The sequence below is a fragment of the Mycobacterium sp. 1465703.0 genome, assembly GCF_001672975.1.
Lineage (GTDB): Bacteria > Actinomycetota > Actinomycetes > Mycobacteriales > Mycobacteriaceae > Mycobacterium.
In genome coordinates this window covers 25,920-52,204 of record NZ_LZKU01000163.1, presented here as the reverse complement: position 1 = coordinate 52,204, position 26,285 = coordinate 25,920, and the positions used below count along the sequence as shown (strand labels likewise).

Here is a 26,285-nt window from a genome sequence, read left to right as displayed (position 1 = left end):
CGCCCGCCGTCAGGAGGCGGCCGCGTGCCGGCCCATGTTCACGCCGTAGAACTGGTATTCGTCCGGCTTGACCGAGCGGGTCGACCGCCAGTACTCCCAGGTGTAGCCGCCCCAGAGCACGGTGTTCTTGCCATGCTCATCCAGATACCAGCTGCTGCATCCACCGCTGTTCCACACCGACGGGCCCAGCCTGCGCTGCAACTCGTCGTTGAACTTGTCCTGAGCGCCGCGGGTGGGGGCCAGCGCCTGCGCGCCGAGCTTGTCGCAGGTCGCGATCGCGTCTGCGACGTAACGGATTTGGGATTCGATCATGAACACCACCGAGTTGTGTCCCAGCCCGGTGTTGGGCCCCAGCAGGAAGAACAGGTTGGGCACATCGGCCACGGTGATCCCGCGGTGCGCACCGATGCCCTCGCGGTTCCAGCGGTCCACCAGGTCCTCACCGTGCAGTCCCTTGATCTGGACGTAGGTGTAGGAGTCGGTGACGTGAAATCCGGTGGCGTACACGATCACATCGGCCTGCCGCTCGGTGCCGTCGACGGTAACGATGCCGTCGGGCGTGATCCGGGCAATGTGGTCGGTGACCAATTCGGTCTTCGGGTCGGCGACCGCGCCGTAGTAGGTGGATGAGTTCAGGATTCGCTTGCAGCCAACGCGGTAGTTCGGGATCAGCTTGCGGCGCAACTCCCGATCCTTGACCGAGCGCCGAATGTTGTACTTGCAGTAGGCCTCGATGACCTTCAGCAGGTTCGGCCGCTTGGTCATGCCGAACGCCAGCGCTTCCTGTCCCCAGTAGATGACGAGACGGACCAGCGCACGCAGGCCGGGGACGTTCTCCATCGCCCCGCGTACCGCCGGCGGAATCTCGGGGTTCGATCGCGGCACCACCCACGGCGGAGTGCGTTGGTAGAGCTGAAGTTCGGCGACCTGCCCGACGATCTCCGGCACGATCTGGATCGCGCTGGCACCGGTTCCTATCACCGCCACCCGCTTGCCGGTCAGGTCGACGCTGTGGTCCCATTCCGCGGAATGGAAAGCGGCACCGCGGAATTCGTCGCGGCCCTCGATGTCGGGCATGGACGGGATGTGCAGGGCGCCGGCACCCGAAATCAGGAACTGGGCGACATATTCGCGCCCGTCGGCGGTGAACACGTGCCAGCGGTTCTCGTCATCGTCCCAGTGGGCACGGTCCACCAACGAGTTGAACTCGACGTAGCGGCGCAGCCCGTACTTCTCGGTGATGCCCTTGAGGTAGTCCCAGATCTCGGGCTGATAGGAGAACGGGTTTTTCCAGTCGGGTTTGGGCTCGAATGAGAACGAATACAGGTGTGACGGGATGTCGCAGGCGCACCCGGGGTAACTGTTGTCTCGCCAGGTGCCGCCGATGTCGTCGGCCTTTTCCAGGATGACGAAACCGATGCCCTGCTTCTGCAGTGCGATCGCCATCCCCAGACCGGAGAACCCGGTCCCGATGATGACGGCGCGCGTGTGCACGGGTTGCGAGGCCTTGGCCCCGGGGATCGTCTCGGTTTGTGTCACGACGTCGGTCACGGTCGGTCTTTCTCTCCAAAGCTGTCTCGGGTCGGCGTTAGCCGGCGTCTTCGACTTCGGACCCGGCTCACGCAGATACCCAGTACCCAGGGTATCGGTTCGGACGAGTGTTATCGATGGCCGCGGCGATTGTCAACGCCGCGGCTTGCTCAGCTCGCGGCCGGGTTGCCGGCCGCCATTTCGTGAATCGGCAGGTCAGGATTCATCGTGATGCCCAGCGCCTCGGCGGTGCCGACGATGACCCCCATCATGATGGTGGTCAGGTGCGCGACGAACTGCTCACGCGACATCAGGCGGGGGCTCTCCGGCTCAGGACCCAGCCACCACTCGGTGGCCGACGCGGCACAGCCGAATGCCGCATGCCCGGCCAGTTCGACCGCGGCGTGGTCGAGATCCATCTCCCGCAGCTCGTTGTCGAACATGTCGGCCACCGCCAGGGTGATGCCACGTCCCTCGGCCAGGATTTGGGGGCTGGCCGCCGACCGGCCCTGGATGAACACCCGCAGCACGTTGGGGTGCTTGTCGACCAGGATGACGTATTCTTCGACGCTGCGCCGGATGACCTCGCGGGCCGAGTCGGTTTTCAGGTCGATGGACGGGAAGATCGCCGCCCACAGCATGTCGCGCAGCCGCTCCCCGATCGCCTGGAACAGGTCGGACTTGTCATGGAAATGCCGGTAGATCTTGGGTTTGGCGGTGCCGGCCTCTTCGGCGATTTCGCGCACCGAAAGCTCGGGTCCGAGCCGGTCAATGGCGCGGAACGCCGCGTCGACGATCTCGCCGCGCACTTTCTTGCGGTGCTCGCGCCAGCGTTCGCTGCGCGCGTCGACCTTGGCCCCCGGCTTCACGCTGGGATGCGGTCGCGGAATTCTCACCACCTCAAGCACCTTACCCCGTCGCGCCTTCTGACCTGGGCAGACTCCACCTTTGCGGCGCGGCGTCGTGATGGACTTGTCTCGGCCCCGTCACAGCGACCCACGCAGTACCTCGCTCGGAGAGCGGCCGAATTCCCGCCGGTAGTCGGCCGCGAACCGGCCGAGATTGCCGAAGCCCCACCGGTATGCGACGGCTGCCACGGTCGTCCCGTCCTCGACAGATGACTGCCGCAGGTCCGCGTGCGCCCGAGCAAGCCGGATCGACTTCAGGTAGGCAATCGGAGTCGTGTCCAGGTGCTTACGGAAGGCTTCCTGGAGGGCACGAGTGCTCAACCGCGCGGCAGCCGCCACGTCGCTGATCCGGACGTCCTCGGCCGCGGCGTCCTCGAGGTAGGCGACCGCACGCCGCACCGCCGGCGGCCGAACGGCACCACTGGGGCCCGCGTCCGTGTGACTAAACCCGGGGTAGGCCTCGACGATGCTCGCTACCAACATCCGACGCATCTGGGCCCGCAGTAGCGGCCCGGAAGTCAGAAGGCCGTTCCGTCCGGCATTACGCAGCAGGAATTGCATCACCTTCGCGACGGCCACCGTTCCTGGCTTCGATGGTCGCGAGCTCAACGGGAATCGAACCGCGTCCGACTCACCCGCGCCGGTGAACTCAGCAACCGCCGTCTCGAATTCGGTACGCGGAATCCGCGCGTGGAAAAGCTTGCAGTTCTCTTCCCAGCGCAGCTGATACGCCGTGTGCGCATCCAGCACCACGTGTTCGCCGGGCACCAGCAGCCGTTCCCCGCTGTGCGCACGGGCCGCAAAGCGGCCGCTGATCTGTTGGGACACCAGGACGAAGTCGTCGAGTCTCCCGGATTCCAGCAATGTGGTAGCCGACCCATAAGACAGGAAGTAAACGCCTAAACCACTGGCGCCTCCCTCGGCGTGCTGTGCACGGAACTTCGACAAGCCGCGCTGGACAGTGAGGCGGTGAGGACAGTAGACGGAAGCGATTTGGGTACGCGCCTCTTCTGGATCCGAAGTATCGGTCAGGATGCGCAGACCTTCGATCACGAGACTGCCGCTCGTTCGCGTATCAGCACCGCCGTCTCCAGCATTTGCGCAGTGCTGGTGAACCAGTCCTGCAGATTGAGATCCACGATGAGCTCGTCGGCGCCCGCCTCCGCGGCGGTCCGGACATCGTCGAGAACCTGGTCCAGCGTGCCGACGAATGCGGTTCGGTCAGGTCCGGCCGTCCGGTGGGTGAAGGTGACGTTGCCGACCACGATCATCTCCATCCGGCTCGTGTCACGCCCGTATTCGCAAGCCATGCCCCGGATGCGGTCCCAGTCGGCCCGCAATTGCGCAGCTCCCGCCGGGCCCGGCGTGCCCAGCAGCGGTAGCCAGCCGTCGGCGCGTTTGGCGATGCGCTGCAACGCTTTCGAACTGGTGCCACGGCCCAGGTTTTGGCCGCCGCCACCCAGCATGACGGGTATTTTCGCCACCGGCTTGGGCAGGACCGCGGCGTTGTCGACCACCACCCGCGGTCCCCGGAAGCTCACCGGGTCGGGGCCCCACACCGCGTCGAAGACATCGAGCGTCTCGTCGAGGAAGCGGCCGCGATCGGCCCGGGTGGCGCCGGTGGCCTGCAGTTCGTCGGTGGCCCAACCGGTGCCCAGGCCCGCGATCACTCGGCCGCCGCTGATCTGATCGATCGTGGCGAGCGCCTTGGCGAGCTGGACCGGAGTGTGCAGTGCCGCGACGAGGACGGAGGTACCGAGGCGGACGCTTTCGGTCGCGACGGCCGCGGCGGTGAGGACGGCCAACGGGTCGGCGGCCTGGCGCGAGTGTTCCGGCCACGGCACGTTGGATCCGGCGTAGGGCTCGACGGGCGTCCGCGGGAAGAGCAGTCGCTCGTATGTCCACACGCTGGAATATCCGGCCGCCTCGGCTGCCCGGGCCGCTTCGACCAGATCGTGTTGCAGGTCGACGCCCAATCTCTGGGGCAGGCGAAGTCCAAGTCTCATTCGGTACCTTCCATCGAATCGTGACGCTCGCGAGAAGAGAACAACCATTCCGCGCCGCCAATGCCGTTGATGGCCAGAGCCGTCCTATTCTGTGGAGCGGATGGCGCATTGTGAGCGGTGTGCGCTGCTACCAGAGTGTTTTGCAGTCAACTGATTTGGAGCATGGCAGTTTCTGTGGGCAACATGACGCGTTTGTCAACTGGGAACGGGCCCGGGGCGGTGTTGCAATCAGCATGACAACCGTGATTTCTCCCGACGGGACCCGCATCGGTTATGAATCCGTTGGCGCCGGTCCGCCGCTGCTGCTGGTGCATGGCAGCACCGGCACGCGTGCTCGCTGGTCCTCGGTGACGCCGGTGCTGGCACAGCGTTACACCGTCCACGCGATGGACCGCCGTGGTCGGGGACTGAGCACCACCGAGGTCGAGCCCTACAGCCTGAGCCGGGAAGCCGAGGATGTGGCGGCCGTCGCCGAGGCCGTCGGCGGCGACGTCTACGTCGTCGGGCATTCCTACGGGGCGTTGGCGGTCCTGGAAGCAGCCCTGATCACATCCGCATTCGTCCGGATCATGCTGTACGAGCCGCCGATCCCGTCGCCGGGCCATGACGTCGGGTCGCCCGAGGGCCTCGCACGCATCACCACGATGTCGGACCCGCGCGAAATACTCGAAGCGTTCTACGACGACACCCTGCATCTCCCCCGGCCGGCCATCAAAGACCTTGCCAATCGCGAGTTTCCGTATCTGGCCGACTCGATCGGGCACACCGCCGGCCGCGAACTCGCCGCGGCCCGCGCCTACCGAGCCACCGAGCGGCTAGCCGGGATCACCGTGCCGGTGCGTATGTTGTTCGGCACCCAGAGTCCCGCGTATTTCCGGGCGGCCGCCACGGCCGTAGCCGACTTGGTACCAGGCGCGACGGTTGCCGAGTTGCGCGGCCAAGGGCACCAGGCGGTCGATTACGACCCACCACAATTCGCGCGGGCGGTACTGGATTTCGACGCGCGCTCGGCTAGCCCGCTTCGGCGACCGTGATGACGGTCTTGCCGCCGCCACGACGCGCCGGGTCGAATGCCGACGCAGCGTCGGCCAGTGCACATACCGTTTTGACGACTGGGCGCAGTCGGCCGTCGCGAACCCTGCGTTCCAGCACGGTAAGGGCTTGCCGGTCGGGTTCGACGACGAAAAAGACAGCGCGTGCGTGCTCGGGTTGAACCCGCGGCGGCTCGGCGATGGTGATCAGCGCGCCGCCCGGACGCACCAATTGCGCTGAGCGATCCAGGATTTCACCACCGATTACGTCGAATACCACGTCGGCCGTGCCGGCCTCCTCGAGGCGATCCGATCGCAGGTCCAGAAAACTGTCGGCGCCGAGGCCCAGCACCGCCTCGCGGTGCTCGGCACGCCCGCTCCCGATGACGCAAGCGCCCGCGTCGCGGGCAAGTTGCACCACCAGGGAACCGACGGCACCGGCGGCGCCATGAACCAGAACGGTCTGGCCGGCGACAAGGTGGGCATGAGCGAACAGCCCCTGCCATGCGGTCAGTCCGGGCAACGCCAACGCAGCGGCCACCACGTGGTCGACGTCGGCTGATAACGGCGCGAGATTGCGGGCCTCCACCGCGACGTACTCCGCGAGCGAGCCGTCGCGGGCCCAGTCGGTGATCCCAAAAACCCGCTGCCCTAAGGTCAGCCCTGTTGTGCCGTAACCTAATTCGGCCACAACTCCGGAGACTTCATGCCCTGGAATGACGGGCGTGCGATCGCGCCCGGAGCGGTCGGTCCACGTGGCCGGCCAGTCGAGCTCGTTCGCGGTGAAGCTGGCGGCATGCACGCGGACAACGACGTCGTTTTCGGCGGCATGCGGGTGGGGCGCCTCGGCCAGAGCGAGTCCACGGAAACCGGCGGCGCGGTCGCGCGCGGTGATCGCTTGCATGTCGCGTCACTTCCTATCCACTTCGTGGGGGCCCGCCGATAACGTTTGCACCTCCGCGGTGCGAGCACCAGGGCCATCAAGCCATGCGGCCCACACAACGCGACACGGCGCCGGTCACCGAACGCCGGCGTATACGGCCGGCGCTACCCGCCGCGCGGCACGCGCCGGTCGGGCGCGAATCAGGCGGGGCCACCAGAAGAATGGCCCGAGCAGACGAGCGAGGGCGGGCGTGATGAACGAACGCACAATCAGCGTGTCGAGCAGCAGACCGATCCCGATCGTGGATCCCATTTCACCGACCGAGACCAGCTTGCCGGAGACCATGGCCATCATCGTGACGGCGAACACCAGACCGGCGGTGGTGACCACTTTGCCGGAGTTGGCGACCGCTCTGATCAGGCCGGTGTTCAGCCCAGCTTTGCTTTCCTCCAGGTAGCGGGCTATGAGCAGCAGGTTGTAGTCCGAGCCGACCGCCACCAGGATGATGAAGGTGAGCGGCAGACCCAGCCAGCTGATCGGGATGCCGAGCAGGTGCTGCCAGATCAGGACCGACAGGCCGAACGCTCCCGAATACGAAAACGCTACGGTTCCGATTATGACCAGCGCCGCGATCATGCTCCGGGTGATGAGCAGCATCACCAGGAAGATCAACGCGAACGCCGCGGTGGCCGCGATGATCAGGTCGGTTGCGGCCGCATCCTGGATATCCCAGTACGTCGTCGCGGCGCCGCCGAGGTAGACATGGGCGCCGGCGAGCGTGGTGCCTTTCAACGCCTCCTCGGCGGCGGGCAGATAGACCTGGTCGTGGCGAATGCCGCGTTCCGTGAGTGCTTCGCCGTCGTGGTAGATCATGTATCGAGCGGCTTTGCCGTCGGGGGACATGAAGAATTTCAGATCGATGCGAAACGACGGATTGCTGAACGCATCTGGTGGTAGATAGAAGAATTCGTCGTTCTTCGCACTGTCGAACGCATAGCCCAGATCCGTCATCTGCCGGCTCAGCTCGTCCAACTGGGCCAGCTGGGGCGCAATCGTACTGTGCTCGGCCATGATCACCTGGTGTAGCTGCTCGAGCTGGTCGACATTGCGGCCGAGGAGTTCGACCAGCTGCGGCATCACCGAGTCCTGAATTATCGCAGCCTTCAGGTTCTTGTCCATTTGCTCGTCCAGCTGGTCGAACTTGTCCGTCAGCTCGAATAGCGAACGCAGCGACCAGCAGAGCGGGATGTCGAAACAGTGCTTCTCCCAATAGAAGTAGCTGCGGATCGGCCGCCAGACATCGTCGAAGTCGGCGATGTCGTCGCGCATCGCGTCGGTGACGTCCTTCATGCCCTGGGCCGCTCCGGCGGCAATATGAGCCGCGCCGGCCTGTTGAGACGTCAATTCTTGTTGATGGCGCATCAGCCCCGTCATGCGATCGGTGATGCCGGCCATCTCGGTGAGCCGGGTGTTGAGGTCGGTGAGGAACGGCAGGATTTCCTTGATCTTCGTTCCCATTGAGCCCATGGTGTAAGTGAACGACGAATGTTCAAGCGGAGTCCCCAACGGCCTGGTGACGCTCTGGATCAATCCCACACCGGGAGTGTGAAACACACTGCGGGCCACTCGGTCCAGCGCGATCATGTCGGTGCTGTTGCGCATATCGTGGTCGGATTCGACCATCATCATGTCACCGTTGAGCCTGCTGACCGGAAAGTGCCTGTCGGCCGCGGCATATCCGAGCTTCGACGGGCTGTCATTGGAGATGTATATCCGGTCGTCGTAGTTGGGATGGTAGGTGGAGAGCGTGAGCGATCCCACCAGCACCACCACGCAGCTGGCCAGCAGGACCCGGCCGGGCCACCGCACCGTCACCGTGCCGACTTTGCGCCAAATCCCCGCTCCGCCTTTGCGTTTCGGCTCGAAGATCCCCACGCGGCTGCCCAGCGCCAGCACAGCCGGACCGAAGGTCAGGGCCGCCGCGACTGCGGTGAGCATAGCCACAGCGCAGGGGATCCCACAGGTATTGAAGTAGTTGAGGCGGGTGAACTTGAGGCAGAACGTTGCGCCGGCGACCGCGAGACCAGATCCGAGGATGACGTGGGAGACGCCGTTCACGGCCGAATAGTAAGCGGTTTCCCGGTCTTCACCCGCGTGGCGTGCTTCGTGGTAGCGGCCGATCAGAAAGATCGCGTAATCGGTACCGGCACCGAGGATCAGGGATACCAGAAGGTTTGACGCGAACTCGGATATCCCGATGAACTTGTGGAAGGCGAGGAAGGAGACGATGCCCCGCCCGCAGTTCAATTCCAGCATCACCATGAACAGCACCAGGAGCGCGGTCGTGATCGAGCGGTAGACGACCAGCAGCATCACCGATATGAGAACGATGGTGACGAACATGATCATGATCAGGCTCTCGTTGCCGGCTTCGAGCATGTCCGCCGACAGCGGTGCCGAGCCCGAGACGTAAACCTTCAGTCCAGGCGGGGTTCTGTTCTGCGAGACCACGTTTCGCACCGCCTTGATTGATTCGTCCGACACCGCCGAGCCGAGATTGCCGGCAGTCCGAACCAGTGTGTAGGACGCCTTTCCATCGTTACTCTGCACCCCCGCGGCGGTTGTCCCCTGCCCCCACAGATTCATGACGTATTGGACGTGCTTGTCTCGCTGTAGTTTTGCCACCAAGTCGTCGTAGAAGTGGTGGTCGGCTTCGCCGAGCTTGTGATCGCCTTCCAACACGACCATCACCAGGCTGTTGCTGTCCGACTCTTTGAACACTTCCCCGATGTGGATGAGCGCCCGCGACGAGGGCGCATCGACCGGGACCAGCGGTCCCCGGTTCGCTTCGGTGACGGGCTCCAGCTGAGGGACGGCCACGTTGAGCACGACCATGAGCCCGACCCACGCCAGAATCACGGGCACGGCGAACCTGCGGATGGTCCGCGCAAGGAACGGTTTGCGCACCATGATGTCGACGCTGTTATGCCTCATGCGGACAGCACCTGGCACCAGACCCCGGCGTGCTCACCCGTGGCGGTGTGTTCGGAACGCACCTGGCCGTCGACGATGATGCGGCAGCCGACATTGCCTCCGGCGACCTGCGCGGTGATGTCAGCGGTCGCGGTCGTCAACACCGTGACTTCGGTATGCGTCCAGGGCAACGTCGCCAGGTCGACGGCGATTGCGTGCGAGTTCACATCCCAATAGCTGACCCTCCCCCAGCCTGCCAAATCGCCGAACACGTCGTATTCGATGCGTTTGGGATTGAACTGAGCTATCGAGAATTTGTCGCCCGGGCTCCGGGTTCGATCCTGGGAACCGAAGATCCTGTGCGCGGAATCGATGACGGTCCCCGCCAAGACGGCAACGACGACCACCAGGGTAGGTAGCCACAGCTTGCTGACCAGTCGCCGGCGTAGAGACGTGACCATGACGATGACCCTCCTCGGGCACTCACAACGAGAAATCGAAACAGGTGGACCACCGTGGCCGCATGAGCGATGGGTGGTCGCGACGATGGAGTTGAGCCGCCGCAGGACGCGTTAAATGCGCACTGCGCTCAGCATCCGCGTGAAACTCAACTCGACTAAGCCGTCGGCACTGAGAGCGGGCCGTCCGGCCGCGTTGAAGACGTCGGCGATCTCAGCACTGCGCGTCGTCCAGTCGCGTTCGGCCAGATACTTGGCGGTGTCTGTGTGCTGTCCGGCGAAAGTTACACTGCGCAGGTCGATCTCGGGGTCTAATTGATTCCATACCGCGTGGCGTTTTCTCAGAATTTCGCCGAGCGCATCGGTTCTGGGAGTCTCGACGTAATCCGCCCCAAGTTGGCTACCGGGAGCACTCAAATTGGTGATCGCGTCGAGAATCTGGTCGTGTCCCTCCGGCGGAAGATATCCGATGAGAAGCCCCTCGACGATCCAGACGGTCGGCTGCGTGGCGTCGAAACCGTTTTGCCGCAACGCTGTCGACCAGTCCTGACGCAGATCGATGCCCAAGCAATGGTGTCCTTCGGCAGGTGCCCAGCCCAAGCCGGTCAAGACGCGCCGCTTCCACCCGATGACCTGGGGTTGATCGATCTCGTAGATGGCCGTCGCCGGCGGCCAGTCCAATCGGTAAGCCCGACAATCCAGTCCAGAGGCCAAAATCACCGCTTGGCGGATGCCGGCTCGACACGCTTGGCGGGCAAAGTCATCGAGGGTTCTGGTCCGCACGCCGAAGTAGTCCGGCATCCAGTCGGCTTCGAGGTCAGAGAAATTGATTGCGCCGTCGACAATTTGGGTGAACAGTTTCAGTCCGACCGCCCTGACCAACACTTCGGCGAACGGGTCGCGGATCACCGGATCGGGTTGCCTACTGGCGACCGCCCGCGCCGCAGCGACCAGTGTGGCGGTCGCGCCCACCCCCGTCTTGAGGTCCCAACTATCGTCATGGGTCCGTGGCATTGTTCGCCCCTTTGAATCACCTTGCGCCCGAACGAGTCACCCTCGTTCAGGCCGCTTTCTGGTGCAAAGTTAGGGCTACGACGACGGCCAGTCTACTCGAATGGCGCGGTCGGTAGCCGGAAAGCGCGGAGGTTCGACGCCCACAGTGCGTGATACCGCGCACAGGGAAAGTCGATGCAGATGCATCGCGATCCAGGCAGCCAATTGACGCCCAAATCACGAACCAAAGCCCGGATGGTGGGCCTATGGACGAGCCTGGGGCAGCCGACTGTCGGTCCGGGCGGCCGGCAGCACGTTGTGGTTGAAGCGAAACATGTTGCTCGGGTCGTAGATCTTCTTAACGTGCGCCAGGCGCTCGTAGCATTCCGGACCGTAGATCGCGACGACGTCGGCCGCTTCTTCAGGGGCAAGGTTGTTCACCAGCCGCCGGTCGGCCTGCCAGGCTGCCATCCCGTCGAGCAGCGCAGCGACCGACTCCTTGAGCCGCCGTTCCTCTGACTTCGGACCGACCTCGACGCCCAACAAGACATACGGCAGACCTCTGGTCGCTACGGCGTTGGGCACCAACGGCTCTCGGTCCCAGGCTCCGCCAAGGGCACGCAGTTCGGCGATCCACATGGAGGTTCGGGAGTTCGGGCCGACGAGTTCCACCAGCCTGTCCTGCGACTCTGCGGGGAATTCCCGCAGCATGACGCTGCGCTCGTAGTATGGCAATGGTTCGGTCGGCTCGGCGTGGATCGATGCGACTGCCGTGTACGGCATGTCCGCTACGGTGTCCAGCACGGTCGGCGCGACTGCCCGGAGCGGCGCGATCATCCGTTCGCCGTCCTCGGCCGTGCCGTTGTAGGCGATCCGCAGCGCCACCGTGAACACGCCGCGCAGCGGCTCGGGGATTTCGGGCAGCGGCGGTAGTCGCAGGGCCGCGAACGACGAGACCATGGATTCCGGCGTGTTCGGGTGCCAAGCAGTCCAGGCGCGCAGCACGTCGGCCATGTGCTCCCCTGGGAAGTAGAGGGCACCGCCGTAGATGCGGGAAACCGGAAACAACGCAAACTCCAGCCTGGTGACCACGCCGAAGTTGCCTTTGCCACCGCGTAGCGCCCAAAACAGCTCGGGATCGGATTCGGCGTCGACATGCCGCAATTCGCCGTCTGCCGTCACCACATCGAGCGAGCGCACGTGGTCCGCGGCGTAGCCGTGGGAGCGGCCGAGGGTCGGGCTCAGACCGCCGCCCAGGGTGTAACCGGCGACCCCTACCGTGGGGTTGGCCCCGTTCAACGGTGCCAGCCCAGCCTCGGCCGCCTTCTCGACCACCTCTCCCCATATCGCCCCGGCGCCGACCCCTGCCGTGCGGCCGACGGCGTCGATCTCGACGTCGTTCATCCGGCGGGTATTGATCAGAACGGCCCCTTCTGCCGTGCCGACGATCTGGTGGCCGGTGGCCTTCACCGCAACCGGGCGACGCTGTCTCGCCGCGAAGGCAACGGCCGCCTCGACATCGGTCGGACACTGCGCCACCACGATCACAGCGGGCTGGAGCTCATGGTTGAGGTTAAAGACGGCGCGTTCGTCGTCGTATCCCACGTCACCCGGCAGCAGAACCGAACCCGACACCACCGCAACCAGGGCTGCGACATCCTCCGGCTGGACGGGCGAGAGACTGGAACAACCGAAAACCACGGCTAAATCCTCTTTTCGTAGTGCGATCGGGGGGCGGATACCACGGAAGAGACCGTCGAGCCGACGGTGTTCGGGACGGTCACCTGACGGCTGGTGTCCCGGTGGGCACGACTGTCGATCGGTCCAAATGGCTTGCGGGCTTACCAGCCGCCGTTTTGCGGCGGCCACGGTCTGCTGCAAAGTTAGGGATACCGCCACCACCGGTCTACCCAGATAACGCGGCGCTTGTCCGCAGAGCGCGGACAGCCAGGGCCCCGCCGCTTCTGGCACGACGACGTAACGATCGGGGCGATGAGAAACATCAAGCCGCACCCGGCCGTGTGACTCGGGCAGCAGGTATCCGCGGGGAGGTGTTATCCCGCGATCGGCCTCGGCGATGCGAAGCCCGCGTGTCCTAGAGCATGCAGGACACGCAGCCCTCGACCTCGGTGCCTTCCAGCGCCATCTGGCGTAGCCGGATGTAGTACAGCGTCTTGATTCCCTTGCGCCAGGCGTAGATCTGCGCCTTGTTCACATCTCGGGTGGTGGCGGTGTCCTTGAAGAACAGCGTCAGCGACAGCCCCTGGTCGACGTGCTGGGTGGCCGCGGCGTAGGTGTCGATGATCTTCTCGTAGCCGATCTCGTAGGCGTCCTGGTAGTACTCCAGGTTGTCGTTGGTCAGATACGGCGCCGGGTAATAGACGCGGCCGATCTTGCCTTCCTTGCGGATCTCGATCTTGCTCGCCACCGGGTGGATGGAACTGGTCGAGTGGTTGATGTAGCTGATCGACCCGGTCGGCGGGACGGCCTGCAGGTTCTGGTTGTAGATGCCGTGCTGCTGCACGGACTCCTTCAGCCGCTGCCAATCCTCTTGGGTCGGAATGCGAATGCCCGCCTCGGCGAACAACTCCCGCACCCGCGGGGTGGCCGGTTCCCACACCAGCTCGGTGTACTTGTCGAAGAATTCACCCGATGCGTACTTCGACCTCTCGAACCCGCCGAACTTAATCCCCCGCTCGATCGCGATGCGATTCGACGCACGCAACGCATGGTAGAGCACGGTGTAGAAGTACATGTTGGTGAAGTCGACACCTTCTTCGGAGCCATACAGGATGCGCTCGCGGGCCAGGTAGCCGTGCAAGTTCATCTGGCCGAGCCCGATTGCGTGAGACTCGTTGTTGCCCTGCTCGATTGAAGGCACCGACCAGATGTGCGTCTGATCGCTCACCGCCGTCAGCGCGCGGATCGCGACCTCGATGGTCTGGGCGAAGTCGGGCGAGTCCATCGTCTTGGCGATGTTCAACGACCCCAGGTTGCACGAGATGTCCTTGCCCACTTTGGCATACGACAAGTCATCGTTGAACACCGACGGCGTGGACACCTGCAGGATCTCCGAGCAGAGGTTCGAGTGGGTGATCTTGCCGTCGATCGGGTTGGCCCGGTTCACCGTGTCTTCGAACATGATGTAGGGGTAACCGGACTCGAACTGCAGCTCGGCCAGCGTCTGGAAGAACTCCCGCGCCTTGATCTTGGTCTTGCGGATGCGGGCGTCGTCGACCATCTCGTAGTACTTCTCGGTGACCGAGATGTCGGCGAACGGCAGACCGTAGACCCGCTCGACGTCGTAGGGCGAGAACAGATACATGTCCTCGTTCTTCTTGGCCAGCTCGAAGGTGATGTCGGGAATCACCACGCCCAGGCTCAGCGTCTTGATCCGGATCTTCTCGTCGGCGTTCTCGCGCTTGGTGTCCAGGAACCGGTAGATGTCCGGGTGATGCGCATGCAGGTACACCGCGCCGGCGCCCTGCCGGGCCCCCAGCTGGTTGGCGTAGGAGAAGGAGTCCTCGAGCAGCTTCATGATCGGGATGACACCCGAGGACTGGTTCTCGATGTTCTTGATCGGGGCACCGTGCTCGCGAATGTTGCTCAGCAGCAACGCAACTCCCCCGCCGCGCTTGGACAGCTGCAGCGCGGAGTTGATCGATCGCCCGATCGACTCCATGTTGTCCTCGATGCGCAGCAGAAAGCAGCTCACCGGCTCACCGCGCTGCTTTTTGCCCGAGTTCAGAAACGTCGGGGTGGCCGGCTGAAACCGGCCGTCGATGATCTCGTCGACCAGCTTTTCGGCCAGAACGGTGTCACCGGCGGCCAGCGTCAGCGCCACCATGACCACGCGGTCCTCGAAGCGCTCCAGGTAACGCTTTCCGTCGAACGTCTTCAGCGTGTAGGAGGTGTAGTACTTGAACGCGCCCAGAAACGTCGGGAACCGGAACTTCTTGGCGTAGGCGCGGTCCAGCAGTGTCTTGACGAAGTTGCGGCTGTACTGGTCGAGAACCTCGCGCTCGTAATAGTTCTCCTTGATCAGGTAGTCGAGCTTCTCGTCCTGATTGTGGAAGAAGACCGTGTTCTGGTTGACGTGCTGCAGGAAGTACTGATGCGCAGCCTCGCGGTCCTTGTCGAACTGAATCTTGCCGTCCGCGTCATAGAGGTTCAGCATCGCGTTGAGCGCGTGGTAATCCGTCTCCCCCGGCAACGCGTGGGCTCCGGTGGTTACAGGCTCTGCAGCGACGGTTGGTGACACGTCTGTTCCTTCCAGAAATTGGCTAAGCCCGCGCGGACGGCATCCACGTCGTCTTGGGTTCCCATTAGTTCGAAGCGGTACAGGTACGGCACGCCGCACTTGCGCGAGATCACGTTGCCCGCGTAAGCGAATTCGGCGCCGAAGTTGTTGTTGCCCGCGGCAATGACGCCGCGGATCAACGACCGGTTGTGCTCATTGTTCAAAAAGGCGATGACCTGCTTGGGGACGTAACCGCCCGCGTTCAGGTCCGGAGTGGCCCGCCCGCCGCCGTAGGTGGGCAGGACCAGGACGTAGGGGTCGTCTACCTCGATGCCGCCATGCAGCGGTATCCGCGTGGCGGGGATAGCCAGCTTCTCGACGAAGCGATGGGTGTTCTCCGACACCGAGGAGAAATAGACCAGGTTGCGCGACTGCACCGCAACCTCCTTACCTAACGTCTTGCCTTACGCGCTCAGTTCCGCCGTGGCGAGCGCCCTGATGCGATCGGGACGGAAACCCGACCAGTGATCGTTGCCTGCCACCACGACCGGAGCCTGCAGGTACCCCAGGGCCATCACGTAATCACGCGCCTCGGCGTCCAGCGAGATGTCGACCGTCTCGTAGGCGATGCCCTGCTTGTCCAACGCCTTGTAGGTCGCGCTGCACTGCACGCACGCCGGCTTGGTGTACACGGTGATGCTCATAGAATGCCGCTCCTTTGCGGAAGAGGGGACCCAACGGACTGGCAACTACTTTGGGAATGCGTCTTTGCTATGTTCAGCGATCCGTCAGGCCCCCTGATTCCCGTCGCTCGGCGGTTCAGGTCGAATGACCCGTCGGCGCCGATTTCGGGGGGTTCACCGAGCCTGGCTGGCTTGGCGGTCCTGGGATCTGCCGGTGCTCGAAACACTACACCTAGTGGCTGACAAGATGTCGAGATACAAGATGTTCTGAATAACATTTTTGAAATTCCCTGGTCGTGAGCGCTGCCGCGAACAAATCCGAACGCCCGCTCGGCGTGTCGCAGATCACACGCGCCGGCGTAGGCTCCCCTGTGCATTGGTATAGCAGCGACCACCGACATCACCGGTCGAGGACGACTGGCCCGCCTACAGCTAGCAAAGCCGCCAGGCGGAGCTGGCGGCTTCTGCTATTCGATTGAACTAACCACCCTGGTCGCCTGACGGGCGACCTATTGACTTCTGCTAATCAGCCGACTTCGGCGGCCAGCTTGCCCACCACATCACGCACCTTTGCCGGCAGCTCGGAATGCTCGGCGGGCGTCTTGCCCTCCAGGGTCTTGAACGGCACGGAGAGCTTGAGATCCTCGACCACCCGCGCGCCGGCGATCCCGAAGGACTTGCGGGTCTCGTCGTGCGCCCACACCCCGCCATACCGGCCAAAGGATCCCCCGATCACCGCCAACGGCTTGCCTTTCAAGGCACTGTCGCCAAACGGGCGGGACAACCAGTCGATCGCGTTCTTGACGACGGCCGGAATGCTGCCGTTGTACTCGGGAGTGACCACCAGGGCGGCGTCCGCGTCGGCCGCCGCGGTGCGCAGCGCGGTCACCGGGGCCAGCGGCGGCGCGTCGGTGTTCATCGCCTCGTCGATCTCCTCGTTGTAGAACGGCAGTTCAGCGAGGCCTTCGAAGATCGTGACGGTCACGTCGTCGGCGGCGACCTCCCGCGCCAATTCGGCGATCTGGCGGTTGATCGATGCGGCCCGCAGACTTCCCACTAACGCCAAAATGTTGATTGCCACTGCTTCAAGTCCCTCCGGTTGTCGTGTACATCCTCGCACGGCCTAACCGGACTATAGTCCGCTTTATTCCGGCGGCGTTAAAGTGCACTAATGAACGAGCGCTCGGGCGAGTTGCGGGTGTTCACCCCACAGGTGGTGCACCAGGAGCGGGGTGACGCGGCACGCAACCGCGCCCTGCTCCTCCAGGCTGCCCGAAACCTGGTCGCCGAGCGCGGCGCCGACGCCGTCACCACCGACGACATCGTCGCCGCCGCCGGAGTCGGCAAGGGCACGCTGTTCCGCCGCTTCGGCAGCCGGGCCGGCCTGATGATGGTGCTGCTCGACGAGGACGAACAGGCCGTTCAGCAAGCGTTCCTGTTCGGTCCGCCGCCGCTGGGTCCCGGCGCGCCGCCGACCGAGCGACTGGCGGCGTTCGGCCGGGAACGCATCCGTTTCGCTCACGACCATCGGGAACTACTGTCTGCGGCCAACCGCGATCCGCAGAACCGGCACAACGCGCCGGCCATGGTGCTGCACACGCACGTGCGGATGCTGCTCAAGGCGGCCGATTGTTCCGGCGACCTCGATATCCAGACCGACGCGCTGCTCGCGCTGCTGGACGTGGACTACGTCGAGCATCAATTGGCCGAGGGCGGTCACACGCTGGCGACGTTGGGTGACGCGTGGGAGAGCCTGGCGCGCAAGCTCTGCGGGCGGTGACCACCACGAACTGGATCCTGCACGTCGACCTCGACCAGTTCCTGGCATCGGTCGAGTTGCGCCGACATCCCGAATTAGCCGGTCTGCCAGTCATCGTCGGAGGCAGCGGTGACCCGAGCGAGCCGCGCAAGGTCGTCACCTGCGCCTCGTACGAGGCCCGGAAATTCGGTGTGCGCGCAGGCATGCCGCTGCGCGCGGCCGCGCGCCGCTGCCCCGAAGCGACCTTCCTGCCCTCGGACCCGGCCGCCTACGATGCGGCGTCCGACCAGGTGATGGGGGTGCTGCGCGATTTGGGGCACCCGGTGGAAGTGTGGGGCTGGGACGAGGCGTACGTCGCGGTGACCGCGGCGGACCCGAGCGAGGTGGCCCAGCAGATTCGCAGCGTCATCTCCTCGGAAACCGGGCTGTCCTGCTCGGTCGGCATCAGCGACAACAAGCAGCGCGCCAAAGTCGCCACCGGCTTCGCGAAGCCGGGCGGCATTTTTCTGCTGACCGATGCGAACTGGATGCCGCTGATGGGCGACCGTCCGGTCGACGCGCTATGGAGCGTCGGACCCAAGACCGCGAAAAAGCTTGCTGCTCTTGATATCACAACGGTGTGGCAGCTGGCCCACAGTGATGCGGAGTTGCTGACGGCCACGTTCGGCCCACGCACCGGGCTGTGGCTGCTGCTGTTGGCCAAGGGCGGTGGCGATACCCAGGTCAGCGCCGAGCCCTGGGTGCCGCGTTCCCGCAGCCACGTCGTCACCTTTCCGCAAGATCTCACCGATCGGTCCGAGATGGACACGGCCGTAACGGCTTTGGCCGAACAGGCGCTGACGGATGTGCTGGTGGCGGACCGAGTCGTGACCCGCGTGGCGGTCACCGTCCGAACCGCGACCTTCTACACGCGCACCAAGATCCGCAAGCTCGATGCACCCAGCACCGATCGCGATGTCATCGTGGCCGCGGCCCTTCGCGTTCTCGACCTATTCGAGCTCGACCGGCCGGTCCGGTTGCTCGGAGTGCGTCTCGAGCTGATCATGCCGGACTAGCGGGACGGGGGCGGGCCGCAGCGCGCGGGTGAAGATCTGGTTCACCTGGCGCATCGCCACGCTGTAGGGCCACCAGGCAAGCCTTTTGAACGCGTACAACGCGCGGATGTCGGCCGAGGTGTAGATCAGGTATCGGTTCTTGGCCACCCCGGCCAAGATCTTCTCGGCGGCCTTCTCCGGCGATACGGCATGGCCGGCGAATCGCCTCACCCACCGCGCGACGTCGGGATCTTCACGATCCACCCCGGCGATCTCCACGGTGTTCACCAGCGGGGTGTTCACCGCGCCGGGCACCACGACCGATACCCCGATACGGTGCCTGGCCAGGTCGAAGCGCAGCACTTCGGACAGGCCACGCAGTCCGTACTTGCTGGCGCTGTAGGCGGCGTGCCATGGCAGCGCCACCAACCCGGCCGCCGAGGACACGTTGACCAGATGACCGCCCCGCTTGGCCGCCACCATCGGCGGGACGAAAGTCTCGATGACGTGGATCGGACCCATCAGATTGATGGCGATCATCTTGCTCCACTGCTCGTGGGTCAGCCGGTCGACGGTGCCCCACGCAGAGACGCCGGCAATGTTGAGGACGACGTCCATGCTCGGGTGGGCGGCGTGGACATCGGCGGCGAACGCGGCCACTTGCGCATAGTCGGCGATATCCAGCGCCCGATGTTCGGGCACTTGGGCACCCAGCGCTCGCGCGTCGGCCACGGTCTGTTCGAGGCCGTCGCGGTCGCGGTCGGTCAAATAGAGTTCAGCGCCCTGGGCGGCCAGCCGTAATGCCGTGGCGCGGCCGATGCCGCTGGCCGCGCCGGTGACCAAGCACCGTTTTCCTGCGAATGAAAGCCCGGATCCCCTGTGCGCCATGGCCGTGACGATACCGGCGGTAAACACCGCCTCAGGGACGGCCGGCCCACAGCGCGTGCAACCACAACTGCTCGAGAACTCGCACCCGTCGGTCCCGGTCGCTGTCGCGCCCGGTCAGGATCGGGTCGCCGGTCAGCACCAGCGCGGTGGTGCCGGCCAGGGTGCGGATCAGTGTCGGCAGGTCGTCACTGATTGGACTGGCCGTCCCGGCTTTCATCTCGGCCTCGACGATTCCGACGATCTGGCCCAGCACCACCTCGAACTGCTGATCCAGCAAATCGCGAATCTCGACGTCGGTGTTGCGGGCCTCGTTGCAGGCGGTCACGACGGGGTCGTTGTGCGCATAGACGGCCGCGGCGCTGCCGACCATCCGCTTGGCGAACTCCTCAGGCGATTCGCCCGCCTGGCGGGGGGCGAAGTACTCGGTGAGTTCCTCGAGTTCTTCGGCGGCCTCGGCCATGAGTTGTGCCAGCACCGCATATTTGGAGTCGAAGTAGAAGTAGAAGCCGGACCGGGCCACCCCGGCTCGCAGGCTGATGGTGCTGACCGACAACTCGGCAAATGGCTTTTCCTGCAGCAGTTCGTGCACCGCCTGCACGATCGCCTGGCGTTGCTTGTCGCCACGCCTTCGTGCGCCCGGCTCCGGAGTGGCGGGGTGGCTGGTCACTCCCTGACCTTGCACCACGCCGGGCAAAAAGCAAACTTGACAGCCGTCAAGTTTGTCAGCGAAGGTAATAAATCAGTGACGGCCGTCACCGGGAGGGCACGCAAAGGAGCGTTTATGACCGCCACCATCAGCACCCCGCAGTACCTGCTGGATCAGGCGCGGCGCCGGTTCACCCCGACGCTGCAAACCATCCCGGGCATGGGCGCCATCGAGAAGCGCCTGCTGGCCCACGAGTGGGAAACCAAGGTCCTGGCGCAACCGCCGGCCGGCAGCGACCTCAAACCCGTGCTGGGCGATGCCGGGCTGCCGATTCTCGGCCACATCATCGAACTGTTCCGCGGCGGGCCGGACTATGCGTTGCATCTCTACCGAAACCACGGCCCGCTGATCTATCTGGATTCGCCGATCATGCCGGCGGTTACGGCGCTGGGGCCGGACGCCACCCAGGCGGTGTTCTCCAACAAGAACAAGGACTATTCGCAGAAGGGCTGGCACCCGGTGATCGGGCCGTTCTTCAACCGCGGCCTGATGATGCTGGACTTCGACGAGCACATGTACCACCGCCGGATCATGCAGGAGGCCTTCACCCGAAGCAGGCTGACCGGCTACGTCGAGCACATTGATCGGGTCGCGACCGACATCGTCGCTAACTGGCCGACCAACGACGCGCGGTTCCTGTTCCACCCGGCGATGAAGGAACTCACCCTGGACATCGCGTCGCTGGTGTTCATGGGACACGAGCCGGGGTCCGACCATGACCTGGTCACCAAGGTCAATCAGGCGTTCACCACGACGACGCGCGCCGGTGGCGCGATCATCCGGCAGCCGATTCCGCCGTTCAAGTGGTGGCGCGGCCTACGGGCCCGCAAGTTGCTGGAGGACTACTTCGCCGAGCGGGTCAGGGATCGCCGCAACGCCACCGGCAACGACATGCTCACGGTGCTGTGCCACACCGAAGATGACGATGGCAACAGCTTCACCAACGAGGACATCGTCAACCACATGATCTTCTTGATGATGGCCGCTCACGACACCTCCACCTCGACGACCACCACGATGGTCTACAACATGGCCGCCCACCCGGAGTGGCAGGAGCGGGCGCGCGAGGAGTCGGCCCGGCTCGGAGACGGACCGCTGGACATCGAGTCGCTGGAGAAGCTGGAAACGCTCGAACTCATCATGAACGAGTCGTTACGCATGGTGACCCCGTTGCCGTTCAACATGCGAATGGCGGTGCGCGACACCGAGTTGCTGGGCCACTACATACCGGCCGGGACCAACATCACCATCTGGCCCGGCATGAACCACCGGCTGCCCGAATTGTGGACGGACCCAGACAAATTCGACCCGGATCGATTCGCCGAACCGCGCTCGGAACACAAAAAGCACCGGTACGCGTTCGCGCCGTTCGGCGGTGGTGCGCACAAGTGCATCGGCATGGTGTTCGGTCAGCTGGAGGTCAAGACCGTCGTGCACCGGCTGTTGCGCCGCTACCGCCTGGAGCTGGCGCGGCCGGGCTACCAGCCGCACTGGGACTACGGCGGCATGCCGATTCCGATGGACGGCATGCCGATTGTGTTGCGCCCGCTCTGAGTTCCCCGACGACGGTGACACTCCCCGTCGTCGCGGTGGGGGGCTGGCGAGCGTCACTCGACAGCGAATAGCCGGTTGGCGCAAGCGATTACCGCGCGCAACGCCGACTGCGTCGGCTCGTCTGACCAACCCATAGCCCACTCGGCGCGCAGGCCGTCACTGCCGCGGATGAAAGTGGCGATGCCGGTTGCCGATCGCATCTGATGGAACTTCACGATCTCGACGGTGATTCCGCGCTCATGCAGCATCGCGGTCAAAGCCGCGACCGGTCCACCCGCGGCCGCGGTGGCGGTGTTGATGCGATCGCCCACGGCGATCACCGCCCGAAAGTCGCGGGCCTGCGGCCCCATTCGGGTCGTGGCACGGTCAGCGTCAATGCACTCCCAGTGGCCTAGCCGCAGTGGACCGGCGGTGCGCCGGTAGGTCGCGACGAAGTTCTCCCAGGACATCGCGTCGGCCTGCTCCCGCAGCCCGCGGGGTAACGCGACGCCGAAGCGTTCGCCAAACCACGCACTGGCGGATTCGAAATTTTGGAGCTGATTGCGCTCGGGAAGAGTCATGGTGCCGGTCTTTTCTGGTCAGCAGGAGTGACCGACGGCGGTAGCTTCCGACCCACAGCGGGGGGTCGGTCAGGATCAGACCCCGCTGCGGGTGCTAGCTACTACGCCACGCTCGAAAAGACGCACGAGCGTCGACATTAGACCCCTCGGCGCGATTCCTGCAACTGCTGCCGGCGCGGGGCCACCGCCGTTGAGCGGCATAAACGGACCGCTGGGACGTGTCTTCTCAGCGAGTCACTCTGTTCTTCCAACCGTTATCCGGCCGGATTGGCCGCGAGCTCAAACCGCAGGTATGCCTGAATCGTCGTACCGGTCCTTGCGGTATGGGTGCGCACCAAGTCCGAGATCGCGTTGACCAGATATAGGCCGCGACTCGCCGGACCGCGCGGACCCGGATCCAGCCGGCCCACCAACGGGTCGTCGAATCGTCCGGTGTCGCGTGCCTCGCAGACCAGATGCCCGTCGTCTTGCCAGAAGGCCAACCGGCAGGCGCCCCCGGTGTACATCAGGCTGTTGGTGGCCAACTCGGTGGCGACCAACTGCAGATCCTCGATGGTCTCCTGGGACAGCCCCATCCAGCCGGCGTAGTCGACGGCGAAGGATCGAGCAGGCCGAAGGTCCGCGGACTTGCGGACCATGTAGGTCACGGCTCCGGGACCGGCGGTCAGCGGCTGGTTGCAGCGTTCCAGGACGTCACGGGGGGCATAGGCCGGACTGCGCTGCAGTGCACCGGATTCCCACAGCATCGGATGTGTGGCCCGCGCGTCGGCTATGACGCCGTCGTCGAGCTGGCTCGCGTCGTAGAGGCACAGGCTCGTCGCTGGATAACCGTCCATCGCCTCGTTGACGATCGCTTCGTGCTCGATGCAGGAGATGAACTCCTCCTCGGTGCGGCCGGGCCAAGCGAGTTGGCTGACGATCCGCACCCGCCGATCCGGGTGCTCGTCGATGAACGCACCTTCCATCGCCATGAACCGGCTCGGATTTCGTGCGGCCTCGGTGATATCGACCATGCGCACCTCGGCGCCCAGGTCGTTGTCGGGATACACCTCACCTTGGAGCAGCGCCAACGATTCCGGAGGCATGGCGAGCAGCACCGCCTCGTCCAGCGCCAAACCGTCGGCGACAAACCGCCTAACCAGGTCCAACAATTCCTGCTGAGAGTGATAAATCAATGCGGAGTGGACGAAACCGTATTGTCTGGTTTCGTTAGCCGCCGTCACTTCAGCGCTCTCGCTTTCAATCACTTATGCCAACCCCCTGCAGGGTCGGCTGTCGCCTTCCCTCCCCTTTCCAATACCCCAGACGGTGCTTCGTTATACCGCGCGACAAATCACATTTACGCTCACTTCTTCGGGGCTGCCTTCGAATCGCTTGCCTACAGCCACCAGGAGGCGGCCGCGTCGAGATGGCGGCGGAGGCGATGGCAGGCGACGCCCTCGTCGCCGGCCCCGACCGCGTCGACGATCCGCAGGTGAGCGTGGTGCACAGCCTGCACATCCGACCAGGTCGGTAGCGCCTGACCGGTGCTCGACCAGTGCCGGCGGAATAACTCGACGATGATCCGGAGGAACAGATCCAGCAGCGCGTTGCCGGCGAGCTGGGCGAGTCCGATGTGGAAGTTGAACTCCTCGGCGATGGCGTGCCGCACGTCGTCGGGGGTGTGTCGGGAGTTTTCCGGCAGGCCGGACCGGTGGGTGGCCAGAAACTCCGCCACTTCCGCTTCGCCGAGCCGCTTGACGACCTTGGCGACGTTGTCGATTTCGATGGCGTCGCGGACGCAGCGCAGGTCTTCCCGGCTCGGGTCGCGGTACTGCAGGTACAAGGCGATCGTTTCGATGCTGGCCTGTGCGGCAGGTTCGGCGATGACGAGTCCGCCGCCGGGTCCGCGGCGCATGTGGGCGATCGAGTGATACTCGAGCAGCCGCACCGCTTCGCGCAGCACCGCGCGGCTCACCCGGTAGCGCTCCAGCAGGGCCGTCTCGGTACCGAACACCGAACCCACCCGCCGACCACTGGCGGCGATGTCGTCGCCGATGGTGGCGGCCAGCAGTTCAGCAAGCTTGCCGCGCGGTGCCTCGGAATCGAGCCGTCGAGGCGTCGTACGCCCGCGGCTTTTGCTGCCGGCGTGGTGCTGTTGCAGCCAGCCGGTCACCGCCTCGACATGCCGCTCGGACAGCGTCTTGGCGCGCGCTGAGTCACCGGCCGTGACGGCGGCGACGATCTTCGAATGGTGTGCGTGCAGATGATCGACCGCCTCTAAGGCCTCGGTTGCCGAATCCGCTCTCGACGCCAAGGCGTAGCGGGTGGTCAGCCGCATCAGAATGTTGATAAACAGTTGCAGCACCGGGTTTTTGGACTGCTCGGCCAGCGCGATGTGGAACTCGTCGCGCGGTACCGGTAAACCGGGCTTCCACTGCTCCTCGGCATGCAGCACCGCCCGCAGCCGTGCGATGCCGGCCTCGTCGATGCGCTCGGCGGCCAGCGAGGCCGCCAGCGGCTCGAGCACCAGACGCGCGTTGAGCAAATCGCCCAGTGTGGTGCCGACGTATTCGAGATAGATGACTACCGCCCGGGTGGCGGGCCCGGCATCGGGCTCGCAGATGTACAACCCGCCGTTGGGGCCGCGGCGCATCCGGGCGACCTGGTGGTGTTCCACCAGGCGAACGGCCTCGCGCAGCACCGACCGGCTCACTCCGAAGCGCTGCTGCAGAGCTTGCTCGGAGCCCAGCGATTCGCCGATCGCCCAGCCGCGGCGGACGATATCGGCTTCGATGTCCCGGGCGAGGATCGAAGCGAGCTTGTCCGCCTGGCCGGTCCTTGGCTCCTCACTCATCTGGGCTCAATCGCTCGACTAGCAGGTGAGTAGCATGCACCCCGCGACGGGCCCGCCGCCGACGGAGACGACGCCGACCTCCGGGCGCCGCGATATCTGCCGCTCCCCCGCGTCGCCGCGCAGCTGCAGGCAGCCTTCGTGCAGCGCCCAGTAGCCGTGCATGCGTCCGGCCGAGAGTTGACCGCCGTAGGTGTTCAGCGGCAGGTCGCCGTCCCGGGCGATGCGGGTGCCGCCCTCGACGAAGGGTCCGGCTTCGCCGTCGCCGCAGATGCCAAGGGCTTCCAGCCAGGCCAGCGTGAGATAGGTGAATCCGTCGTACAGCTGAGCGGTTTGGAGGTCGGCGGGTGTCAGCTCTGTCCGCGACCACATCTGCGCCGCGGCATCCGACATCGCCATCTTCGGGTAGTCCTCGCGGTGAAACCAGCCGCCGGCGCCGTCGGACCCGCCGATGGCTTCCACCTTCACCGCGCGGTGTGGACAGTCGGCGGCATAGTCCCGATGCGACACCACCACCGCGATCGAGCCGTCGATCGGGACGTCGCAGTCCAGCAACCCGAGCGGGGTGGATACCAGCCGCGCGCCCAGGTAGTCGGCCATCGTCATCGGATCCCGGTAGACCGCACGAGGATTCAGTGCCGCGTTGCGCCTGCCGTTCAGCGCGATCCAGCCCAGCTGTTCTTTGGTGGTCCCGTACAGCTCCATGTGGCGGCGGCAGTTGAGCGCCAGCCAGTTGGCGGCCGAATATGCGTGTGCCGCAACCAGATCGTTGACGTCGTCCATCGCACCGACGGCCGGCTTCGGCTCGCCTTCGGGTGTCTCGAACATCCGCGCCAGCGGCGGGGCGGGCGCGTTCTCTTCCTGCTTGACTGGCACGGTGCCGCCGAGCATCTGAATGGTCCGATACACCACGACATGGCGGGCACGGCGTTCGGCCACCGCGCGGCATGCCGACATCACCGGTGAAAGCAGGCCGCCAGTGCCGAAGCCCGACCCGCAGTCCGCGGCATCGATACGCAGTTGGGCGTTGACGTCCGCCGCCGGTGTGTCACCGAGCGTGGCGATACCGTCGATGTCCGTCGCCGCCAGGCCTGCGTCGTCGATGGCGGCGCGCACCGCCTCCATGGTCAGCTCCAGGCCCGGGATGCCGGTGCGGCGGCCGATGCGTGAAATCCCGATGCCGGACAAGATCGCGTCTTTTTCGAAATGCGTCATACACACCGCCCGTCAGACCACATCCCTGCAT

General features: G+C 64.9%; 23 protein-coding genes. 4 read left to right on the top strand and 19 right to left on the bottom strand.

Features of this window, described 5'->3' with window-relative positions; genetic code table 11:
- Positions 1-9: 9 nt before the first annotated feature.
- The 4 genes from A5625_RS14350 to A5625_RS14335 form a co-directional block, all read right to left on the bottom strand.
- Positions 10-1,551 (bottom strand): NAD(P)/FAD-dependent oxidoreductase, encoded by a 1,542-nt coding sequence (locus A5625_RS14350; protein ID WP_066994711.1) that lies wholly within the window; start codon positions 1,549-1,551, stop codon positions 10-12.
- A gap of 149 nt (positions 1,552-1,700) precedes the next feature.
- Positions 1,701-2,429 (bottom strand): TetR/AcrR family transcriptional regulator, encoded by a 729-nt coding sequence (locus A5625_RS14345; RefSeq protein ID WP_156748225.1) that lies wholly within the window; start codon positions 2,427-2,429, stop codon positions 1,701-1,703.
- A gap of 87 nt (positions 2,430-2,516) precedes the next feature.
- On the bottom strand, positions 2,517-3,491 hold the full coding sequence (locus A5625_RS14340) for an AraC family transcriptional regulator (protein WP_066994706.1): 975 nt from the start codon (positions 3,489-3,491) through the stop codon (positions 2,517-2,519).
- Complete coding sequence (locus A5625_RS14335) at positions 3,488-4,444, bottom strand: TIGR03619 family F420-dependent LLM class oxidoreductase (protein ID WP_066994703.1); 957 nt, start codon at positions 4,442-4,444, stop codon at positions 3,488-3,490. Before A5625_RS14335 ends, A5625_RS14340 begins: the two co-directional genes overlap by 4 nt.
- A 233-nt stretch (positions 4,445-4,677) precedes the next feature.
- Here A5625_RS14335 and A5625_RS14330 point away from each other — a divergent pair, with 233 nt between their 5' ends.
- Positions 4,678-5,478 carry an alpha/beta fold hydrolase gene (locus A5625_RS14330; protein WP_066994700.1) on the top strand — a complete coding sequence of 267 codons (801 nt, stop codon included), beginning with the start codon at positions 4,678-4,680 and terminating at the stop codon, positions 5,476-5,478.
- Here A5625_RS14330 and A5625_RS14325 read toward each other — a convergent pair.
- The 9 genes from A5625_RS14325 to A5625_RS14285 all read right to left on the bottom strand — a co-directional run bounded on the left by A5625_RS14325 (position 5,456) and on the right by A5625_RS14285 (position 16,786).
- Positions 5,456-6,379 carry an NADP-dependent oxidoreductase gene (locus A5625_RS14325; protein WP_066994697.1) on the bottom strand — a complete coding sequence of 308 codons (924 nt, stop codon included), beginning with the start codon at positions 6,377-6,379 and terminating at the stop codon, positions 5,456-5,458. The genes A5625_RS14330 and A5625_RS14325 overlap by 23 nt on opposite strands.
- Positions 6,380-6,493: 114 nt before the next feature.
- Positions 6,494-9,328: an MMPL family RND transporter gene (locus tag A5625_RS14320; RefSeq protein ID WP_156748229.1), complete on the bottom strand. Its 2,835-nt coding sequence runs from the start codon at positions 9,326-9,328 to the stop codon at positions 6,494-6,496.
- A gap of 20 nt (positions 9,329-9,348) precedes the next feature.
- A complete protein-coding gene (locus A5625_RS14315; protein WP_066994691.1) occupies positions 9,349-9,792 on the bottom strand; it encodes an MmpS family transport accessory protein in 444 nt (147 codons plus the stop codon).
- A gap of 111 nt (positions 9,793-9,903) precedes the next feature.
- Positions 9,904-10,803, bottom strand: coding sequence for an SAM-dependent methyltransferase (locus A5625_RS14310; protein WP_066994688.1), 900 nt, complete (start codon positions 10,801-10,803; stop codon positions 9,904-9,906).
- 243 nt (positions 10,804-11,046) lie between these two features.
- Positions 11,047-12,483 carry an FAD-binding oxidoreductase gene (locus A5625_RS14305; protein ID WP_066994684.1) on the bottom strand — a complete coding sequence of 479 codons (1,437 nt, stop codon included), beginning with the start codon at positions 12,481-12,483 and terminating at the stop codon, positions 11,047-11,049.
- A 394-nt stretch (positions 12,484-12,877) separates the two neighbouring features.
- Positions 12,878-15,043 carry a class 1b ribonucleoside-diphosphate reductase subunit alpha gene (gene nrdE / locus A5625_RS14300; RefSeq protein WP_066994681.1) on the bottom strand — a complete coding sequence of 722 codons (2,166 nt, stop codon included), beginning with the start codon at positions 15,041-15,043 and terminating at the stop codon, positions 12,878-12,880.
- On the bottom strand, positions 15,013-15,459 hold the full coding sequence (nrdI, locus tag A5625_RS14295) for a class Ib ribonucleoside-diphosphate reductase assembly flavoprotein NrdI (RefSeq protein WP_066994678.1): 447 nt from the start codon (positions 15,457-15,459) through the stop codon (positions 15,013-15,015). Before nrdI ends, nrdE begins: the two co-directional genes overlap by 31 nt.
- 27 nt (positions 15,460-15,486) lie before the next feature.
- A complete protein-coding gene (locus A5625_RS14290) occupies positions 15,487-15,726 on the bottom strand; it encodes a redoxin NrdH (protein WP_066994675.1) in 240 nt (79 codons plus the stop codon).
- A gap of 505 nt (positions 15,727-16,231) precedes the next feature.
- Complete coding sequence (locus A5625_RS14285) at positions 16,232-16,786, bottom strand: NAD(P)H-dependent oxidoreductase (RefSeq protein WP_066994672.1); 555 nt, start codon at positions 16,784-16,786, stop codon at positions 16,232-16,234.
- Between the two features lie 90 nt (positions 16,787-16,876).
- Between A5625_RS14285 and A5625_RS14280 the strand changes: the two genes are divergently transcribed.
- Together A5625_RS14280 and A5625_RS14275 are read left to right on the top strand one after the other, a co-directional pair.
- Positions 16,877-17,485, top strand: coding sequence for a TetR/AcrR family transcriptional regulator (locus A5625_RS14280; RefSeq protein WP_066994669.1), 609 nt, complete (start codon positions 16,877-16,879; stop codon positions 17,483-17,485).
- Positions 17,482-18,519, top strand: coding sequence for a DNA polymerase IV (locus A5625_RS14275; protein ID WP_066994812.1), 1,038 nt, complete (start codon positions 17,482-17,484; stop codon positions 18,517-18,519). Before A5625_RS14280 ends, A5625_RS14275 begins: the two co-directional genes overlap by 4 nt.
- On the opposite strand, the gene A5625_RS14270 is transcribed toward A5625_RS14275, so the two are convergent.
- A complete protein-coding gene (locus tag A5625_RS14270) occupies positions 18,454-19,386 on the bottom strand; it encodes an SDR family oxidoreductase (RefSeq protein ID WP_066994809.1) in 933 nt (310 codons plus the stop codon). The two genes, A5625_RS14275 and A5625_RS14270, sit on opposite strands and share 66 nt — an antisense overlap.
- Positions 19,387-19,417: 31 nt before the next feature.
- Positions 19,418-20,053 (bottom strand): TetR/AcrR family transcriptional regulator, encoded by a 636-nt coding sequence (locus tag A5625_RS14265; protein WP_066994665.1) that lies wholly within the window; start codon positions 20,051-20,053, stop codon positions 19,418-19,420.
- A 114-nt stretch (positions 20,054-20,167) separates the two neighbouring features.
- Here A5625_RS14265 and A5625_RS14260 point away from each other — a divergent pair, with 114 nt between their 5' ends.
- Positions 20,168-21,646 (top strand): cytochrome P450, encoded by a 1,479-nt coding sequence (locus A5625_RS14260; RefSeq protein WP_066994660.1) that lies wholly within the window; start codon positions 20,168-20,170, stop codon positions 21,644-21,646.
- A 53-nt stretch (positions 21,647-21,699) separates the two neighbouring features.
- Here the strand turns inward: A5625_RS14260 and A5625_RS14255 are convergent, their stop codons facing one another.
- From A5625_RS14255 to A5625_RS14240, 4 genes are all read right to left on the bottom strand, one after another.
- Positions 21,700-22,206, bottom strand: coding sequence for a homocitrate synthase (locus A5625_RS14255; protein ID WP_066994658.1), 507 nt, complete (start codon positions 22,204-22,206; stop codon positions 21,700-21,702).
- A gap of 254 nt (positions 22,207-22,460) precedes the next feature.
- The gene (locus tag A5625_RS14250) at positions 22,461-23,453 is read right to left on the bottom strand and encodes a sensor histidine kinase (protein WP_066994655.1); all 993 of its coding nucleotides are present in this window, start codon (positions 23,451-23,453) and stop codon (positions 22,461-22,463) included.
- 131 nt (positions 23,454-23,584) lie between these two features.
- A complete protein-coding gene (locus tag A5625_RS14245; RefSeq protein WP_066994652.1) occupies positions 23,585-25,042 on the bottom strand; it encodes a FadR/GntR family transcriptional regulator in 1,458 nt (485 codons plus the stop codon).
- 18 nt (positions 25,043-25,060) lie between these two features.
- Complete coding sequence (locus A5625_RS14240) at positions 25,061-26,254, bottom strand: thiolase family protein (protein WP_066994649.1); 1,194 nt, start codon at positions 26,252-26,254, stop codon at positions 25,061-25,063.
- Positions 26,255-26,285: the final 31 nt, after the last annotated feature.

Coding starts and splice junctions, on each gene's coding strand:
- A5625_RS14245 (WP_066994652.1), bottom strand. CDS start 25,042: ATGAGTGAGGAGCCAAGGACCGGCCAGGCGGACAAGCTCGCTTCGATC.
- A5625_RS14280 (WP_066994669.1), top strand. CDS start 16,877: ATGAACGAGCGCTCGGGCGAGTTGCGGGTGTTCACCCCACAGGTGGTG.
- A5625_RS14240 (WP_066994649.1), bottom strand. CDS start 26,254: ATGACGCATTTCGAAAAAGACGCGATCTTGTCCGGCATCGGGATTTCA.
- A5625_RS14335 (WP_066994703.1), bottom strand. CDS start 4,444: ATGAGACTTGGACTTCGCCTGCCCCAGAGATTGGGCGTCGACCTGCAA.
- A5625_RS14315 (WP_066994691.1), bottom strand. CDS start 9,792: ATGGTCACGTCTCTACGCCGGCGACTGGTCAGCAAGCTGTGGCTACCT.
- A5625_RS14260 (WP_066994660.1), top strand. CDS start 20,168: ATGACCGCCACCATCAGCACCCCGCAGTACCTGCTGGATCAGGCGCGG.
- A5625_RS14330 (WP_066994700.1), top strand. CDS start 4,678: ATGACAACCGTGATTTCTCCCGACGGGACCCGCATCGGTTATGAATCC.
- A5625_RS14325 (WP_066994697.1), bottom strand. CDS start 6,379: ATGCAAGCGATCACCGCGCGCGACCGCGCCGCCGGTTTCCGTGGACTC.
- A5625_RS14255 (WP_066994658.1), bottom strand. CDS start 22,206: ATGACTCTTCCCGAGCGCAATCAGCTCCAAAATTTCGAATCCGCCAGT.
- A5625_RS14270 (WP_066994809.1), bottom strand. CDS start 19,386: ATGGCGCACAGGGGATCCGGGCTTTCATTCGCAGGAAAACGGTGCTTG.
- A5625_RS14290 (WP_066994675.1), bottom strand. CDS start 15,726: ATGAGCATCACCGTGTACACCAAGCCGGCGTGCGTGCAGTGCAGCGCG.
- A5625_RS14320 (WP_156748229.1), bottom strand. CDS start 9,328: ATGGTGCGCAAACCGTTCCTTGCGCGGACCATCCGCAGGTTCGCCGTG.
- A5625_RS14310 (WP_066994688.1), bottom strand. CDS start 10,803: ATGCCACGGACCCATGACGATAGTTGGGACCTCAAGACGGGGGTGGGC.